Genomic DNA, 17,487 nt, shown 5'->3' with positions numbered 1-17,487 from the left:
AAGGCAACAAAAACGGGCCGACACTGTAACGACGGCCCCGGATAATGGCAATCAACCCTTGGTCGGGTTAATCCTCGATTGGGGCTAACGCAGCGCGCAAGGCTTCGATGGCCGCGTCACGCGATGCCTCATCGGCATACTCGGCACTGTCAGCTACTGCGGCGCCGTCCAGCCATACGCTGAAGCCCTGAGCTTCGGTACGCACGTCCAGCGCATCACCACTTTGCAGTTGCTTGGTCACCGCGCCGGCCGCTTTGCCATCGGCAAAGTTGCGCGACAGCAGCAGTTGCTCGCCATCAGCGGCCAACAGGCGGAAGCGGAAGCTGCCATCGTCTTCACGGAAGCTCACAAACCGCGCAGCCTTCGCCGCTTTTTTCTTGGTGGCGACCGGCGCCGCAGCCTGGTTGACGAACGAACGCAGGCCCACCGCTTCACGCAATTCGGCCAGGAACGGTGCCGCCACAGCGCGGGCCTTCTTGGCACCCACCTGCAGCAGGTCTTCCATGTCCGAGGGGCGCGACATCAGTTGATGGTAACGCTCGCGTGCTTCGCCAAGCTGGCCGTCGAGCAGTTGGAACAGACGGTTCTTCGCCTCGCCCCAGCCCAGGCCTTCTAGCAGCTCGCCACGGAATTGGGTTTCCTGGGCCTTGGTCGCGAACGCCTGGTACAGGGTGAACAAATGCGAATTGTCCGGGTCCTTGGCCTCGCCTGGCGCACGCGAGTCGGTGACGATCCGCGAGATCGCATCCTTCATGTCCTTGGCGCTGGTGAACAACGGGATGGTGTTGTCGTAGCTCTTGGACATCTTGCGGCCATCCAGGCCCGGCAAGGTGGCCACGCTTTCTTCGATCAACGCCTCGGGCATGGTGAAGAATTCTTTACCGTTGCCGAACAGGTGGTTGAAGCGCTGGCCGATGTCGCGGGCCATTTCCACGTGCTGGATCTGGTCGCGGCCCACCGGCACCTTGTGCGCGTTGAACATCAGGATGTCCGCTGCCATCAGCACCGGGTAGCTGTACAGGCCCATGCTGATGCCCGCATCCGGGTCTTCACCGTTTTCCACGTTCTTGTCCACCGAGGCCTTGTAGGCATGGGCGCGGTTGAGCAGGCCCTTGGCGGCAACGCAGGTCAGCAGCCAGGTCAGCTCGGGGATTTGCGGGATGTCCGACTGGCGGTAGAAGGTCACCCGGTTCACATCCAGGCCACCGGCCAGCCAGGTCGCGGCGATTTCCATACGCGAGCGCTGGATGCGCTGCGGGTCATCGCATTTGATCAGGGCGTGGTAGTCGGCCAGGAAGTAGAAGGAATCGGCATTCGCGTCTTCGCTGGCGAGGATCGCCGGGCGAATCGCACCGGCGTAGTTGCCCAGGTGCGGCGTGCCGGTGGTGGTGATGCCGGTGAGAATACGGGTACGGGTCGTCATGGGGGATCGCTTGTCATCAATTCGAAAGGCGTGGCAGCACCAGATCCTTGAGATCGGTCAGCTTGCCGTGAAAAAAGTGTCCGCATTCTGCCACTTTCAGCAACTCATGGGGGCGTTTCAGGGCGGCGGACCAGGCGTAGACCACTTGCGGGTCGACCACTTCATCGCTTTCCGGCTGGATCAGAGTCAACGGGCAGCCTTGGGGCAGCACGTCCGACTCGCCCAGGCGCATGACCGCCGCAGCGACCATGAACAGGTGCGCGAGCTTCTCGCCCTTGGCTTCCAAACGCCCGCCGAGACTGGCAGCCACGTAACCGCCGAAGGAAAAACCCAGCAAAGTGATCGGCAGGTCCGGGTGTTTTTCCCGCAGCCAGGTGGCGGCCGCTTCAGCATCGTCGACTTCACCGGCGGCCATATCGTGGGTTCCGGCACTGGCACCGACGCCACGGTAATTGAAACGCAAAGTAATCAAACCCGCATCGCGGGCAGTGCGTTGCAGGGTCGAGACGACTTTATTGAGCATGGTCCCACCCTGCACCGGGTTAGGGTGGCAAACCAGCGCCAGGCCACGTGGTTCGGGGTGATCCAGGTACAAGGCTTCCAATTGGCCCACCGGGCCATCGATCAAAACGGGGGTTTCACGCATGAGCAAGGATGAACTCCGTGACCTCTCAAGGGGTCGACTCGTCTAGCTAAAAGTCTGTGCATGGCATCATTGCGAGCTTAATCGCGGTATACAGCGCAGGTTTGAGCCGTTAACGTAAAGCAAAGCCGTTTATAGAGGAAGGACTCGTGGAACACTCGCTCTTAGTTTGGTTGTTGCCGACTCTTGCCCTGGTTGCCGGTGTCGCCATTGGTTTCCTGGTTGCCCGCCTGCTGCCGAATGCCGCGCCTAACCGCACGCAGCGTCAGCTGGATGACATTCAGGAACGTTTTGACAGTTATCAGAACGAGGTTGTTACCCACTTCAACAGCACCGCGACCCTGGTCAAGAAGCTCACCCAGAGCTACCAGGAAGTACAGGATCACCTCGCCGATGGCGCTAACCGCCTGGCCCTCGACGACATCACCCGCCAGCGCCTGCTGGCAGCGCTGCATTCCGATGCACCGCAAACCCCACGGGAACGCCTGACCCCGCCTCGGGAAAACCAGGAGCCACCACGGGACTACGCGCCAAAGACGCCGAACGCTCCAGGCATGCTGGATGAGCATTACGGCTTGAAGAAGTAAGTCATCTTCGAGCAATAAAAAAGCCCGGCTGATCGATGATCAGCCGGGCTTTTTTTCTCATTCTCCAAGACAACGCAGACCCAATGTGGGAGCGGGCTTGCTCGCGAATGCGGTGTATCAATCAAAATGTCAGTGACTGACACTCCATATTCGCGAGCAAGCCCGCTCCCACATTTTTGACCGCGTTTGAGCCTTAAGACACAGGCTGTTCCTGCAACCGCCCACCGTCGATGCGCACATGCCGCCCATGGAAACGCTTGAGGCTGCTGCGATGGCCGACGCTGACGATGCTCAACCCCGGCAATTGATCGATCAACGCCTGGTACAAGGTTGCCTCGTCTTCTTCATCCATGGCCGAGGTCGCCTCATCCATGTACAGCCATCGCGGTGCAAACAACAACGCACGGGCAAAGGCCAGGCGCTGTTGCTCGCCAGGCGAGAGCATGCGCTGCCAGTGGTTGGCTTCATCCAGGCGATTGACCAGGTGCGGCAGGCGGCAAGTCTCCAGGACCTGTGCATAACGTTCTGTCGGGTAGGCGCTGTCGTCCTGTGGATAACTCAACACGGCCTTGAGCGTACCAATCGGCAAATAAGGCTTTTGCGGCAGGAACAGGTAGCGCGTCGCCGGCAAACGAATGCTGCCATGACCGGCGGGCCACAGATGCCCCATTGCCCGCAGCAAAGTGCTCTTGCCGCTGCCGGAACGCCCGCTGAGCATGACGCGCTGGCCAGGCTCCACGGTCATGTCGGCGTCGGTGAGCAAATGGCGGCCGTCGGCCAGATCCATGCCCAGGTCTTTGATCACCAGGCGCTCGCCTTCAGGGCGCACGTCGATCGCCGGCGTGCGTTGTTCGTTGTCGCTCATGGCCTGCTGGAAACTCAGCAGACGGTCGCTGGTGGCGCGCCATGTCGCCAGTTCCGAGTAGGCGTTGATAAACCAGCTGAAGTTATCTTGCACGTTGCCGAACGCCGAGTTGATTTGCATCAGCTCGCCCAGCTCGATCTTGCCGGTGAAGTAGCGCGGCGCGGCGACGATAAAGGGGAAGATGATCGCGATCTGGCTGTAGCCTGCGGTGAAAAAGGTCAAGCGCTTGGACACTTTCATGATGTCCCAGAAGTTATGCCAGACCTTGCCGAAGCGCGTGCTCAGGCGCTGTCTTTCATTGGGCTCACCGTTGTACAGGGCGATACTTTCGGCATTCTCACGCACCCGTACCATGGAAAAACGCAGGTCCGCTTCGAAGCGTTGTTGTTGGTTGCTCAGGCCAATCAAGCGCCGGCCGATCAAGTGCGTCAGCCAACTGCCCACGGCGGCGTACAGCAACGCACACCAGAACATGTAGCCGGGGATGGTGATGCCGAACACTTCGATGCTGCCCGATACGCCCCACAAGATGATCGAAAATGACACCAGGCTGACCACATTACGCAGCAACCCAAGGCCCAGGCTCAAGGTGCCGGACGTGAAGTTGTTGAGGTCTTCGGAAATCCGCTGGTCCGGGTTATCGGTATAGCCGCCCTGCTCCAGCTGGTAGTAATTCTTGTGGGCCAACCAGCGGCTGAAGTGCTTTTCGGTGAGCCAGGCGCGCCAGCGGATCGTCAGCATCTGGGTCAGGTAAAGGCGGTACACCGCACCGAGTATCGCCACCGCCGCGATCCCGCCGAAATAACCGATCAGTTGCCAGAAGGCTGCGGTGTCCTTCTTCTCCAGGGCGTTGTAGAAATCCTTGTACCAATGGTTGAGCCACACGGAAATCGCCACACTGAACAGCGACAGGCCAATCACTGCGGCCAGCAGCAGCCAGGCCCTGCCCTTCTCTTCACTGCGCCAATAGGGTGTGATCATCGCCCAGGTTCGGCGGAAGAATTGCCCACGCACCGCATCGTTGACCGCGCGGTATTCAGCGTTCTGATTCATCGTTCAGGCTCGGTAGGAAAAAAATGACAGGCGTTTGAACCGATCATAGGGGATCGGTTCGTGCGTCCGTGCAGCCTGAAGCGGGTTGTTCAGTCGCCGTTCAGCGTCGTACCGGGCGCTTCTGCAACTTGCGTTGCAGCGTGCGGCGGTGCATGCCCAGGGCGCGGGCGGTGGCGGAGATATTGCCTTCGTGTTCGGTCAACACACGCTGGATGTGTTCCCACTGCAAGCGGTCCACCGACATCGGGTTTTCCGGCACCAGGGTGTCGAGGTCGGCATGCTCGGACAGCAAGGCGGCCAGCACGTCGTCGGCATCGGCTGGTTTGCACAGGTAATTGCAGGCGCCGCGCTTGATCGCCTCGACGGCGGTGGCGATGCTGGAGTAACCGGTGAGGATCACCACGCGCATTTCCGGGTCGAGTTCCAGCAGCTTGGGCAGCAGCACCAGGCCCGAGTCGCCGTCCATTTTAAGGTCGAGGGCGGCGTAGTCCGGCAGGTCGGCCTGGGCGATGGTCAGGCCCTCTTCGGCAGAACCCGCGGTGCTGACGCGAAAACCGCGCCGGCTCATGGCGCGGGCCATCACGCGGGTAAAGGTCGCGTCGTCATCTACCAGCAACAGGTGCGGCAGTTCTTCGCCTTCGACTTGGATCTCGTCACTCATCGATATCTCCTCGTGCGACACGGGGCAGGCGCAGCTCGGTGAGCGTGCCACCTTCCTCATGACTATAGAGCTTCACTGAGCCGCCCGCGCGGGTCACGCTGGCCTTGCTCAAAAACAGGCCCAGGCCGAAGCCTTTGCCCTTGGTGGTAAAGAAGGGTTTGCCGATCTGTTCGGCAATGGCCAGCGGCACGCCCGCGCCGTGGTCACGAATGCTGATGGTGACGTTTTCCGCATCCCAGTCCAACTGTACGCCAAGCCCTTCAGGGCAAGCGTCGGCTGCATTGTTCAGCAAGTTGAGCAGCGCCTGGGTCAGGTCCGGCGGTGGCGCCATGCGCGGTACGCTGCCTTGGCCCAGCAGGTTGAAACGGTAACTGGCTTCGGGACGCATCAGGTGCCAGCGGTTCAGCGCCTCATCGAGCCACTGGGTGACGTCTTGCATTTCGACCGCCAGACGGCGATTGGCTTCGGCGGCGCGCACCAGTTGCTGCAAGGTCAGCTTGCACTGCTTGACCTGTTCCTGCAGCACGCTCAAATCATCCTGCAGGGCCGGGTCGTGATGGTCCTGGGTCATTTCCTTGAGCAGTACGCTCATGGTCGCCAGCGGCGTGCCCAACTCATGGGCGGCACCGGCGGCCTGGGTGGCGACCGCCAGCAGTTGCTGGTCGCGCAGGCCCTCTTCACGGCGAATGGCGCGCAACTCTTCCTGGCGGCGCAGTTCTTCGGCCATGCGTGCGGCGAAGAAGGTAATGACAGCGGCGGACAGGGCAAAACTCAACCACATCCCGTAGATCTGCAGGTTTTCCCGCGCGATAGGGAAGGTTTGTAACGGATAGAACTGCGCCAGCAATAAGGTATAGAGCGTCAGGGCGATGCCCGACAGTACCACCGAGTAGCGCCATGGCAACGTGACGGCGGCAATGGTCAATGGCACCAGGTAATACGAAACGAAGGGGTTGGTAGAACCACCGGAGAAGTACAACAACACGCTGTGGATAAACAGGTCGCACGCTAGCTGAAGCGCATATTCCAACTCGGTCACAGGCCACGTGGTGCGCAGTCGGATGGCAGTGAACACGCACAACACGGTGGAAAACGCCAGGGTCACGCCCAGTTGCAGCCACGGCAGCGGCAGTAGGTCGAACCAATAGGCAAGCCCTACGGAACCGGCCTGTGCGGCCAGTACCAGGGTGCGAATGAACGTCAGGCGCCAGAGGTTCTGGCGGGTGGCGGAAGTCAGTTTTACGGCGGCGAGCATGAGCTCTCCCGGTGAGCGCTGCTGGTATATCGCACGGAGTATAACCAAGACTCAAGGATGACAGGGCTTGTGCGGCAAACCGCCACAGCGCCGGAACGTTCCTGTGCACACGATTTGGCACATTGCCTACAGGAACTGAGGCGAGCGGCTAACCACCCAGGCAAATAGCACCCACTCCGCCGGGTACCGTCATGCTCCATTTCCCAGGAATCCGCTCATGCACGTGAATAGCGCACTTCTCTCCCAACCTTCTTATGCCCCCCACTCCCCAGGTACGGTCCTGAACCGCCAGCGGCGCGCGCTCGATCAGAGCCCGGCCGAAGATCAGTTCCTCGTGGAAAACGTCAGGCGAGCCCCCTCCAACAGCGGCGGTGATGGCTACGAACGGGTCAGCGTAAACCCTGATCCCGGCAAAACAGTGGGCAATCTTGATAAGACCATCGTGCCCGTCGATATAGGAATCAATATCGACAGTACGACCTATACCGAAACACTGACCAGTGACTTCAAGTCGGTAACACAGGATGCCGCGCAGATAGTCAAGCGGCTCTTCAAGGACAAATGGAACCTGGACATCGACCCCGACAAAACCTACTTGACCACATTCGACTACAACACCACGGACAAGCCGCCGTACCCGGCCAAACTCGTCAAGGAGATTACCCTGACGCAAGCAATGGTAAAAAATGCCCAGGAAACACCCAAAGGAAGAGGTGCACTGGTGCCTCATTACACCGGCGGCCCGCAGGTCAAGCTGGTCGCGAATCTGCCTCATGTCGTGCCGGGCGTGCTCGATGTCGGCGATCGGATCAATCCCGGGCGGGAATCGGCACACATTACTCACACGTATCAAGGCATCTATAAGGCCTCCGCGCCGGGCACACCTCAGGTCTACGACGCCTCAACCCAACTGAGCGTGTCGCCGGAAGCGTTCAAGGCGCAGATTTGGGACACTGATTTCCATCGCCCATACACAGAGTTCCTCAATACGTTCTGGGACAGCCACGACCGCAAATACCCCATTGTGGCCAAGGCGGCGCTGGTCAAGGCGGCACATTCACAGCACCAGGAAGGCAGTCTCACGCTTGCAGACAAACAGCTGGTGATGCGCGCAGCAGGGCTGCCCTCCAATACCCAGGCATGGGCCGACACCTTGCTCACTGACCTTATACGCCCGACGCTACCGGATCAGGGCCTGGAAGTGGGACTGCTGAAAATGGGTCGTTATGAATCCACCGACCTGATGGTCATCACCGAAAAAACCACGCGCAGGAGTGCAGACGGTAAACCGATCAACCGGACGTTACTGGTCATTCCCGGCAACTCATCGCCCATCCACGGCTTTGACAGCGTCGAGCAGATGAAGCAGTGGTTCGCGCAGCAGGCCGCCGATCCTGTAAAACGCACGGCACTGGAAGGCCACTTCAAATTTGACGACCTAAAAGGCAGCGTATGGCATGCAGGTGTACGTGAAGCATTGGAGGGCCTGGGCAGTTGGCCCAAGCCCGGTCACCGCTACAAATGGGACCCTTCGCCGACCATGGCAATACAGTCCTTCAACGCCACCGGGCGACCTGACCCCGAACGCAGCATTGATACTAACGCCGATGTCTTTCACCAAATCGGCGAGCGCCAGCGCCTGCGTTCTTATGCAGACGCCAGGGCACAGATCACCACCGACTTAGACGTCACCAAGGTCAATATCCTGTCCGGGCTCAGCAAAGCCGCCATGGTCGCTACACTGTTCGCCCCACTGGCCATCGCCATTCCTGAAGTTGCACTGGCGATGGACGCGCTGTTTATCGCCTCAGGGATTGTCGAAGCCGGGATTGGCGCCGACGACTTGGCAAAAGACAGGCCCGGCGGTGTCGAGCACTTGATTTTCGGCGTGCTCAATGCGGTCCAGCCTGTAGCCACGCGCACGTTTTCCCAAGCCCGCGCGGTGACTGAGGAAGGTGCAATGAGCAGCATGGCGCGGCCCGTCGAGACGACTGCGAGCGATGAAGCGTTCGAGAAAAACCCCATCAACCTGGACATCGACAACGATTTCACGTCCCAGGCTCCCGTTTCAACGGAGCCGGCGCCCGTCACCGAGACACTTTCGGAAGACGGCGAACTCATAACGCTCACAGGCACCAAGGACAACCTGAACAAGGTCGAAGACAACCTTTATACCTTTGCCGACATGAACAAAAGAGGCACTCAACATCGCCTTAACATCATTGCCCACGGCGATGGCACGCATGTCTATTACAAAGGCCGAAGACATACGCCACAAGGGCTGCTCGATACGCTCAAGCGCAACGGCATCTTCCCGACTCACTACGACAATATCCGAATTCTGAGCTGCTACTCCGGAAAGCTGGGCGAGAACTCCTTCGCCGCGCAGTTCCAGCGGCTCACTGAACGCCCTGTAAAAGGCTACACGGGAGAGGTCACGGCCAGGTACTCCGCCGAACATATCCTGGGCGAGCCAGAAGCGGTGTACAACAGCGGCGAAAACCCAGTGGCGGCGGACCATAACGTTACAAACGATGACACTATGGACAAGGAGTTCAAGCCTGAAAAAACCAACCCTTATTCGGTTTTCCAGAACCCGTTCAAATGGTGGCGATTCAGCTATAAACCCGTGACTTTCACTCCCAGCACCAACTTGTAGAAAAAGCAGGGCCAGAAACATGGCGGCACTGAGCCGCTGGGAATAAGAGTCCGTGCAGAAAAACAGGTGAGATTTGTGCGTACTTTGTAAACCCGACGAACCCCACCCTTACGTCTACAGTCATACCGAACACATCTATTCCAACACGACTCTCCCAAGGAGCTTCCATGTCTCGTTTCACTCGCAGCGCAGCCATCATCACCCTCGGCGCCAGCGCAATGGTCAGCCTGCCGGCCATGGCCGCCGATGCATTGCATTACAACCAGATCTCCCTGCGCGCCGAAGCCAGCCAGGAAGTGGCCCGCGACAAGATGATCGTCACCCTTTACACCGAATCGCAAAATGCCGACCCGGCCAAGCTCGCCGCCGAAATCACCACCACCCTGAACCAGGCCCTGGGCCAGGCCCGCGAAGTCAAAGGCGTGACCTTGCGCCAAGGCAGCCGCAACAGCTACCCGATCTACGACAGCAAGAACCAGAAGATCACTGGCTGGCGTGAACGCGCCGAACTGCGCCTGGAAAGCGCGGACTTCCCGGCCCTTTCCAAACTCACCGGCGAGCTGTTGAACACCCTGAAAATGGACAGCATGGACTTCGCCATCGCCGACGCCACCCGCAAGGCCAGCGAAGATGCGCTGCTCAAAGACGCGGTGGCCGCGTTCAAGGCGCGCGCGCAACTGGCTACCGATGCACTCGGTGGCAAGGGCTACAAGATCGTCAACCTGAACTTCAACACCAATGGCTACCCGATGCCCTACGCCCGCAATGGCGGCATGATGATGAAAGCTGCCATGACCGATTCAGCACCGACGCCTGAAGTGGAAGCCGGCACCAGCCAGGTCAACATGAGCGCCGACGGCGTGATCGAAGTTTTACAGTAGCTTTTTTCGACAGGGCAACGGCGCAACCCCACGGGGCTTGCGCCTTTTTTTTGCGCGTGGGTGCCACGTCATATCCAGCAGCACATCTCGTAGGAATCAAGTGCCCGGCGTTTACGACTCATTACTGCCATAGCTACCAGGGAGGGCTGTGCTGGCATTTATCCATACAATGAGAGCCGAATTCATGTCCCTATCACTCAACCCAACCCACAGGTTTTCGCTGCCACCCGTAGTCGCCAATCCGACGTCGACCGTTCAAGCGCAGGCGACACCGACACCGCCCACTGCAAAAGCCGCCCAACCCGACGAAACAGCACTGCTCAAGGCCTACCTCGAGGCCGCACAACGTAAGGTGTTGCACGGCAATGCCGGGCTTATAACCGTGCCGCCCCAAAGCACTCTGGGCCAGTGGCTTGGGCTGTATCGCATGCATTTGGAAAACGCCGTGGTACAAGGCTGGCTGCGCGAACAACACTTCACCCCGGACACCTTGCTTTCAATCAACCCGTCTACAGGTACCTTGTCCGCCGAGGTCGAGGGAAAAACGAAAACCTTCCATCTCTCGGATACATCAGGCTGGGGGCAAATTTCAGGACCATTGCTGGACGCCGCAAAAGTTATCGCCCCTGGCAATAACGGTGATTTGCGTGTGAGGCTGGGTAAAGACGCCATACGGGTCAGCGCAAAGGTGGTGGCCAACTTTGAAGGTATTTCCCTGCCGAAAACACTGTCCCAGGCCCGCGCACAAATAAGGCACCTGGAACACAAAGACACCTTCGACCCTATCCCCGCCGATGACCGCCTACGCCCTGCCAGCAGCCGCTCGGCACACGCCCTGCAAGTGCAAAAACACAACGCCGCCAACTACTACAGCACCGCACCACAAGCCTTGGCTTACAAGCGCCTGGCAGTGGACGTCGCCGACAACCTGCCCAATACGCGGGCAGAGGCCAAAAAGTGGGCGGATGACCTGCTGCTCAAACTCACGGGCAAACCTATCGACTCCGACACCGTGTACTTGAACCGTTTCAAAGGTGGCGAAAGCGCAGATACAGCGACCGGCTGGGAACACACCTTTCAAGAACCCTGGTCTTCGCTGCGCTTGCCCGACGCCCTGCTGAAAAACTTCTCCGAGCACGACTGGGTGCCTGGCAACCTGGACCTCGAAGCGGGTTTGTATACCCAGCCTGCTGGCCAAAGCGAAAAAGGCGGCTACGGCAAGCATAATCAAATCGACCTCAAGCCCTCCCAAGTGATGCATGAAAGCTGGAAAACCGACTTTCAGACCCAAATGACCCAGAAGATCGACCACTTCTGGAGCACGCATAACGACGAGTATGAGACGACGATCAAAGGTGAATTCATCTTCCAGGCCCGCAAGCAATTGAAAGGCGCCGAGGGCAGCTCCCCCCTTGAACGTTCCTTGCAAGCGCCCGAGCACCAGTTCACCCGTGACGACTACCGCTTGGTGATGGGTGCTGTGTCCAACCTTACGCTCGATGAAAACGCCCCGATCACCGTCAAACAACTCCAGGCCAAGGCGCCGGCAAACGGCAACGTTCAAGCGCATGCCCTGAGCCTCCACGGGGTTACGTCCAGCGATATCGTGCGATTCAGCGCTGCGGACGGTGGCCGGCAAGTGCTGTATATCCCGGGCGCCGAACCCGCATTTTTGCGTTTTGATTCTATTGAAAAGCTGGACCAGTGGCTGATCGAGCAAGCCAAGGACCCTGCAAAACGCGAAGCACTGGCGGCTCACTTCCCGATGATCTACCGCCAGGACCAGACCAAGAGCTTTGTTGAACGCGCGGCAAAAGTACTGATGCCCATGCTGTGGTTCACCCATGTGGGCGAAAAAAAGGATGGCCTGGACACCGTCTTGGCAAAAATGGCCAGTGGTGAGTTGAAGGGATCAGCGATTGACCGCAGCCACGCCGCCATTAAAGACGACGTTTTCTCCACATTGACGACGGCCGCCAAGGAGCGGATGAACAGTGACGCCGATGTGGTCATCAAGTCCAACAGCGAGGTGACTCGCGATACCTGGCTGAACGACGTCACCGTCGCCGCCGGCTTGCTGGCCAAACTCGCGCCCATTGCCGCGCCCGTAGCCGCCGCAGCGGTGGTTGCCGGGTTGACCGAGGTGGCGCTAGGGGCAGAAAAAACCTCGTCTGGCGACACCGTGACAGAACGGGATGAGGGAGCCTCCAAAGCGTTCGATGGCTTACTCAATACAGTGTTCTCCTACGGTGCCAGCGCTGTGCCGGAAGACCCTTTTGCACTGCCCGCAGAAAAAGAGCTCCCGCGCCTTGAGCCGCAAGCGCCCCACGAAGTAAACACTCGCGAACCGCAACCTGGAACATCCACTGGCACACAGGCGGTTATCAACCCCGCAAGCGCCCCCGTTTCCAGATCCCGTTCACTCATACCGATTTCGCAATATGCCGTCCCACAGGGTGAAAAATTCATCGAGCTCGCGAGCCGCGACGCCCTGGGGGTCTATCGAGTGACCGATAGCGAGGGACAAATGTTCCAATTCGTGCGCATGACCGACGAGACTGGGACGAGCAAGGTATTTGAAATATCAAATCGCTACCGAACCGGTGATACGTTTGCCAAAGTCGTCGATCCCGATACCGGCGCGACAATGATGGTCATCACACCTGGACGTGATGGAGAGTGGACCCGCGCACCGGGCGATGGCGGGGTAAAATGGCCGTGGAACCGCTCAGTTTCCTCCCCCCCACCCGCCAATACAGAACTGAAAATCTCGCCTAAGATTTCGGACAACTTCGTTGGTCTCGAGGGCGAGAAATTACCTGGGGCAGAGCGATTCGATGAGCTGTTAAAAAATAGTGGGCGCCAGAAATACGACTTTTCCATTCGAAACGTTAATACCAACGGTATCGACCAGACAAAGTTGGAGGTTTCCTGGAACGTTCCCGACAATAACTTCGCTGTTAGCGAAACAGAAAGAGCAGGCCCGGAAGATTACGGCACAAGTCAATATTCAAGCCCGTTCGTCAAAGACATCAATCGCGCTACATACCGTGTGGAGGTAAAAACAGGCGGTGCACCGCAAAGGGTGGAGTTGAATCAAGGCGGGGCCACTGATGACGATATGCGCAGGGCAAGAATCACTCAGTTCGAAACTCTGATCCCCGATCCAGATCTCAGGGCGCGCATTTCCGAGGTCGCTCACCAGGGAGCGATGGCCGAAGTTTCGGCGGGATTTATGTCACTCGAGGACACGGAGCTCAAAGAAGGTTTCAGACTAAAAGTAGACGATCCCTCTTATACCATCGTCTACGACCCAACGAGCGAGGTGACTGAGGTCCACGCAATCAGCACCGGTCATATACAGGATACAGAACGGGATATCGACCCGGTCCCCGGTATCGAGGTGACACTGACCAAGCGCTTCAAAATACGCGCTACCAACGATGTAAGTGAGCCATTCAAGATCGACCAATCGGCTCCTGCCCGAGCAAGCGTAATGGTTGCGCCACTCCCTGAAAAAAATGAGCTTCCCGCTTAAGCGAGCATCAACGGCTATCTGGCAAACCTCAACGGAGGTAACCTCAGTTACCTCCGTTTTCGTACAGACAGTTTTTTGCCCGCAACTTCAAGGGACATCATGGACAGAATCGTCTTCAAACAGCTCTTTCTCGCCACCGGCCTCCTGGCTTTGATGCCAATGACCCAAGCCGCCACGACCCTGGTCTACTGCTCCGAGGCCAGCCCCGCCGGCTTCGACCCCAGCCAATACACCAGCGGCACCGACTTTGATGCCTCCGCCGAAACCGTGTTCAACCGCCTGACCCAGTTCAAGCGCGGCGGCACCGAGGTCGAACCTGGCCTGGCCACCAGTTGGGATGTTTCCAGGGATGGCCTGACCTACACCTTTCACCTGCGTGAAGGCGTCAAGTTCCATACCACCGACTTCTTCACCCCGACCCGCGACTTCAACGCCGATGACGTGCTGTTCACTTTTAATCGCCTGCTCGATGCCGACAGCCCGTTTCGCAAGGCCTACCCCTCAGAGTCGCCCTACTTCACCGACATGGGCTTGAACACCACGATCAAGAACGTCGAAAAACTCGACGAGCGCAGCGTGCGGTTCAACCTGAACGCGGTCGATGCTTCGTTCGTGCAAAACCTGGCCATGAGCTTCGCCTCTGTGCAATCGGCCGAATACGCCACTCAGTTGTTGAAAGAAGGCAAGGCGGAGCAGATCAACCAGCAACCGGTCGGCACCGGGCCGTTTGTGTTCAAGCGCTACCAGAAAGACTCGCAGATCCGTTATGTGGCCAATAAACAGTATTGGAAACCCGAGGACGTGAAGCTCGACAACCTGGTGTTCGCCATCACCCCGGACGCCGCCGCACGCCTGCAGAAACTCAAGGCCGGCGAATGCCAGGTCAGCGGTTACCCGCGCCCCGCCGATATCGAGGTAATGAAGCAAGACCCTAACCTGCGCGTACTGCAACAAGCAGGCTTCAACCTGGGTTTCCTGGCCTATAACGTGACTCACCCGCCGCTGGATCAACTCAAGGTTCGCCAGGCCCTGGACATGGCCATCGACAAGCCCGCAATTATCAAGGCCGTGTACCAGGGCGCCGGGCAATTGGCGCAGAACGCACTGCCTCCGGCGCAGTGGTCTTATGATCCAAAAATCCAGGATGCCCCCTACGATCCGACCAAGGCGCGGTTGCTACTAAAAGAAGCAGGGGTTGCACCAGGTACCACCATCAACCTGTGGGCAATGACCGTACAACGCGCCTCCAACCCCAATGCGCGGATGTCTGCACAAATGATTCAACAGGATTGGGCCAAGGTTGGCATCAAGGCCAACATCGTCAGCTATGAGTGGGGCGAATACATCAAGCGCGCCAAAAATGGCGAACACGATGCAATGATTTATGGCTGGACCGGTGACAACGGCGACCCCGATAACTGGCTGGGCGTGCTCTACAGTTGTGCCGCGGTCAAGGGCAGCAACTATGCCAAATGGTGTAACCCGGCCTATGACAAGCTGGTGCAGCAAGCCAAGGTCAGCAGCGACCGCGAGCAGCGCATCAAGTGGTATCAGCAGGCACAGAAAATCCTTAAGGAACAAGTACCTATAACGCCTATTGCGAACTCGACGGTTTTCCAGCCTATGCGCAAGCAAGTGCAGGACTTCAAGATCAGCCCGTTTGGGCTAACGCCGTTCTACGGTGTGGGTCTAGATAAGTAACAGCTGCGCCCCAACCGAGTGCGCTAGACGCCTCGGCTGGGCTTTTTTGGTGCGCCGTTTGCACCGAAAAAACCCTCCAAACAGGCACTTTCGTGTCGAAACTTTCATAATTGCGACATTCCTGTACGTTCGTACCACAGTTTCCCCTTTGCAACCGCTCTGCATCTTGCATTGGGTATGGCGCCTGCATAAGTATCCGCAGGCCGACTCACGAGGTCGCCCTCACCACCAAAAATGACAACAAATCATGAGGCCAACATGCTTAAACACGCAGTCCTTCCGTTATTAGTGAGCGCTGGCCTTATGGCCGCAGCCCCCGTAGCCCTTGCGGCAACTAACCTGGTGTTCTGCTCCGAAGGGAGCCCGGCCGGTTTTGATCCAGGCCAGTACACCACCGGAACAGACTTCGATGCCTCGGCCGAAACCATGTTCAACCGCCTGAGCCAGTTCGAACGTGGCGGCACCGCCGTCGTTCCTGGCCTGGCCACTAGCTGGGACGTGTCCCCGGATGGCCTGACGTACACCTTCCACCTTCGCGAAGGCGTCAAGTTCCATACCACCCCGTACTTCAAGCCTACTCGTGAATTCTCGGCTGACGACGTACTGTTCACCTTCAACCGGATGATCAATAAAGACGATCCATTCCGTAAGGCCTACCCCACCGAGTTCCCGTACTTCACGGACATGGGGATGGACACTAACATCAAGAACATCGAGAAGGTCGATGACCACACCGTCAAGTTCACCCTTGGCACCGTGGACGCCGCGTTCATCCAGAACCTGGCCATGAGCTTCGCCTCGATCCAGTCCGCCGAATATGCTGCGCAGCTGTTGAAGGAAGGCAAGCCTGCCGACATCAACCAGAAGCCGGTCGGTACTGGCCCATTCGTGTTCAAGAGCTACCAGAAAGACTCGAACATTCGCTACACCGGCAACAAGGACTACTGGAAACCTGAAGACGTGAAGATCGATAACCTGATCTTCGCTATCACCACCGACCCGTCGGTGCGTATCCAGAAACTCAAGAAAAACGAATGCCAGATCACCCTGTTCCCACGTCCGGCCGACCTCAAGGCGCTGGGCGAAGACAAAACCCTGAAACTGCCGCACCAGGCCGGTTTCAACCTGGGCTACGTAGCCTACAACGTCATGGACAAGGTCAAGGGCAGCGATCAGCCAAACCCACTGGCGGACCTGCGCGTACGCCAGGCGCTGGACATGGCAGTGAACAAGCAGCAGATCATCGACTCCGTGTACCAGGGTGCCGGTCAACTGGCCGTCAACGCCATGCCGCCGACCCAATGGTCCTACGACACCAGCATCAAGGACGCCCAGTACGACCCTGAAAAAGCCAAGGCGCTGCTCAAGGAAGCCGGCGTCAAGGAAGGCACCGAAATCGTCCTGTGGGCCATGCCGGTTCAGCGTCCGTACAACCCGAACGCCAAGCTGATGGCTGAAATGCTGCAGAACGACTGGTCCAAGATCGGCCTGAAGGTCAAGATCACCAGCTATGAATGGGGCGAGTACATCAAGCGTTCCAAAGGCGGCGAGAACCAGGCCATGATCATTGGCTGGAGCGGCGACAATGGTGACCCGGACAACTGGCTGAACGTGCTGTTCGGCTGCGACTCGCTGTCGGGCAACAACTTCTCCAAGTGGTGCGACAAGAAATTCGACGGCATCGTGAAAGAAGCCAAGGCCACATCGGATGTCGCCAAACGCACCGAGCTGTACAAGCAGGCGCAACATATCCTCAAAGATGCAGTCCCGATGACACCTATCGCGCACTCGACGGTGTATCAACCCATGCGTAATACCGTGCAGGACTTCAAGATCAGCCCGTTTGGCTTGAATTCCTTCTACGGCGTTAGCGTTAGCGGCAAGTAAGGATCAATAACGGCGACGTTTCATAACGTCGCCGTTATTCCATCCGCCTGGACCTTAGGAAACAGACTACGTTTGCAAGCGTTGCCGTCTTACAGCAATGAACTGCAACCCGTGCCTCCGTTACCTACAAGGTCAGTCAGAATTGACGCATTTACTGCGCGGTCCACGCCCCATAAGGTCGTAGGACAGCAGAGGCATCACTCTGGGAAGGGCACTTGCTGTGTGTGGGATCAGTGATGTCTGCCTGGCTGTACGCCAGCAGGAAGGCTCGCTGTTGATAACTACAAACAAGGACCGGGATCGTCATGCGCCATACCACCGTTGTCTCCGCACT

The 17,487-nt window shown here is 58.3% G+C and carries 11 protein-coding genes; 6 read left to right on the top strand and 5 right to left on the bottom strand.

The window, feature by feature from the left end:
• Window positions 1–67: 67 nt before the first annotated feature.
• Window positions 68–1,423, bottom strand: a complete 1,356-nt coding sequence (locus BUE92_RS12615) for a tryptophan--tRNA ligase (protein WP_073524020.1) — start codon at window positions 1,421–1,423, stop codon at window positions 68–70.
• A 16-nt stretch (window positions 1,424–1,439) separates the two neighbouring features.
• Window positions 1,440–2,069: an alpha/beta hydrolase gene (locus BUE92_RS12610; RefSeq protein ID WP_046070895.1), complete on the bottom strand. Its 630-nt coding sequence runs from the start codon at window positions 2,067–2,069 to the stop codon at window positions 1,440–1,442.
• Window positions 2,070–2,215: 146 nt separating this feature from the next.
• On the opposite strand from BUE92_RS12610, the gene BUE92_RS12605 reads away from it, so the two are divergent.
• The gene (locus BUE92_RS12605; RefSeq protein WP_003171734.1) at window positions 2,216–2,653 is read left to right on the top strand and encodes a YhcB family protein; all 438 of its coding nucleotides are present in this window, start codon (window positions 2,216–2,218) and stop codon (window positions 2,651–2,653) included.
• A gap of 193 nt (window positions 2,654–2,846) precedes the next feature.
• Here BUE92_RS12605 and BUE92_RS12600 read toward each other — a convergent pair whose 3' ends face one another.
• The 3 genes from BUE92_RS12600 to BUE92_RS12590 all read right to left on the bottom strand — a co-directional run bounded on the left by BUE92_RS12600 (window position 2,847) and on the right by BUE92_RS12590 (window position 6,487).
• On the bottom strand, window positions 2,847–4,571 hold the full coding sequence (locus BUE92_RS12600; RefSeq protein WP_073524019.1) for an ABC transporter ATP-binding protein/permease: 1,725 nt from the start codon (window positions 4,569–4,571) through the stop codon (window positions 2,847–2,849).
• A gap of 100 nt (window positions 4,572–4,671) precedes the next feature.
• A complete protein-coding gene (locus BUE92_RS12595; RefSeq protein WP_003171731.1) occupies window positions 4,672–5,232 on the bottom strand; it encodes a response regulator transcription factor in 561 nt (186 codons plus the stop codon).
• Entirely contained in the window at window positions 5,225–6,487 is a 1,263-nt protein-coding gene (locus BUE92_RS12590) for an ATP-binding protein (RefSeq protein ID WP_073524018.1), read from the bottom strand. The genes BUE92_RS12595 and BUE92_RS12590 overlap by 8 nt, the downstream gene beginning before the upstream one ends.
• A gap of 217 nt (window positions 6,488–6,704) precedes the next feature.
• Between BUE92_RS12590 and BUE92_RS12585 the strand changes: the two genes are divergently transcribed.
• The 5 genes from BUE92_RS12585 (at window position 6,705) to BUE92_RS12565 (ending at window position 17,153) form a co-directional block, all read left to right on the top strand.
• On the top strand, window positions 6,705–9,146 hold the full coding sequence (locus BUE92_RS12585; RefSeq protein ID WP_073524016.1) for a dermonecrotic toxin domain-containing protein: 2,442 nt from the start codon (window positions 6,705–6,707) through the stop codon (window positions 9,144–9,146).
• A 167-nt stretch (window positions 9,147–9,313) separates the two neighbouring features.
• Window positions 9,314–10,027, top strand: a complete 714-nt coding sequence (locus tag BUE92_RS12580) for an SIMPL domain-containing protein (RefSeq protein ID WP_073524014.1) — start codon at window positions 9,314–9,316, stop codon at window positions 10,025–10,027.
• Between the two features lie 184 nt (window positions 10,028–10,211).
• Window positions 10,212–13,565: a dermonecrotic toxin domain-containing protein gene (locus tag BUE92_RS12575; protein ID WP_073524013.1), complete on the top strand. Its 3,354-nt coding sequence runs from the start codon at window positions 10,212–10,214 to the stop codon at window positions 13,563–13,565.
• 99 nt (window positions 13,566–13,664) lie between these two features.
• Window positions 13,665–15,266 (top strand): ABC transporter substrate-binding protein, encoded by a 1,602-nt coding sequence (locus BUE92_RS12570; protein ID WP_073524012.1) that lies wholly within the window; start codon window positions 13,665–13,667, stop codon window positions 15,264–15,266.
• 258 nt (window positions 15,267–15,524) lie between these two features.
• On the top strand, window positions 15,525–17,153 hold the full coding sequence (locus BUE92_RS12565) for an ABC transporter substrate-binding protein (RefSeq protein ID WP_073524011.1): 1,629 nt from the start codon (window positions 15,525–15,527) through the stop codon (window positions 17,151–17,153).
• The last annotated feature ends 334 nt before the right edge of the window (window positions 17,154–17,487 follow it).

The sequence above is a fragment of the Pseudomonas fluorescens genome (genome assembly GCF_001902145.1).
Lineage (GTDB): Bacteria > Pseudomonadota > Gammaproteobacteria > Pseudomonadales > Pseudomonadaceae > Aquipseudomonas > Aquipseudomonas fluorescens_BV.
The sequence above is the reverse complement of the archived record's forward strand: the minus strand, read 5'-3'. Positions and strand labels throughout refer to the sequence as shown.

Bases quoted from the DNA above. Each gene is read 5' to 3' on its own strand.
- BUE92_RS12615 (WP_073524020.1), bottom strand. From the start codon at position 1,423: ATGACGACCCGTACCCGTATTCTCACCGGCATCACCACCACCGGCACG.
- BUE92_RS12610 (WP_046070895.1), bottom strand. From the start codon at position 2,069: ATGCGTGAAACCCCCGTTTTGATCGATGGCCCGGTGGGCCAATTGGAA.
- BUE92_RS12600 (WP_073524019.1), bottom strand. From the start codon at position 4,571: ATGAATCAGAACGCTGAATACCGCGCGGTCAACGATGCGGTGCGTGGG.
- BUE92_RS12595 (WP_003171731.1), bottom strand. From the start codon at position 5,232: ATGAGTGACGAGATCCAAGTCGAAGGCGAAGAACTGCCGCACCTGTTG.
- BUE92_RS12590 (WP_073524018.1), bottom strand. From the start codon at position 6,487: ATGCTCGCCGCCGTAAAACTGACTTCCGCCACCCGCCAGAACCTCTGG.
- BUE92_RS12585 (WP_073524016.1), top strand. From the start codon at position 6,705: ATGCACGTGAATAGCGCACTTCTCTCCCAACCTTCTTATGCCCCCCAC.
- BUE92_RS12580 (WP_073524014.1), top strand. From the start codon at position 9,314: ATGTCTCGTTTCACTCGCAGCGCAGCCATCATCACCCTCGGCGCCAGC.
- BUE92_RS12575 (WP_073524013.1), top strand. From the start codon at position 10,212: ATGTCCCTATCACTCAACCCAACCCACAGGTTTTCGCTGCCACCCGTA.
- BUE92_RS12570 (WP_073524012.1), top strand. From the start codon at position 13,665: ATGGACAGAATCGTCTTCAAACAGCTCTTTCTCGCCACCGGCCTCCTG.
- BUE92_RS12565 (WP_073524011.1), top strand. From the start codon at position 15,525: ATGCTTAAACACGCAGTCCTTCCGTTATTAGTGAGCGCTGGCCTTATG.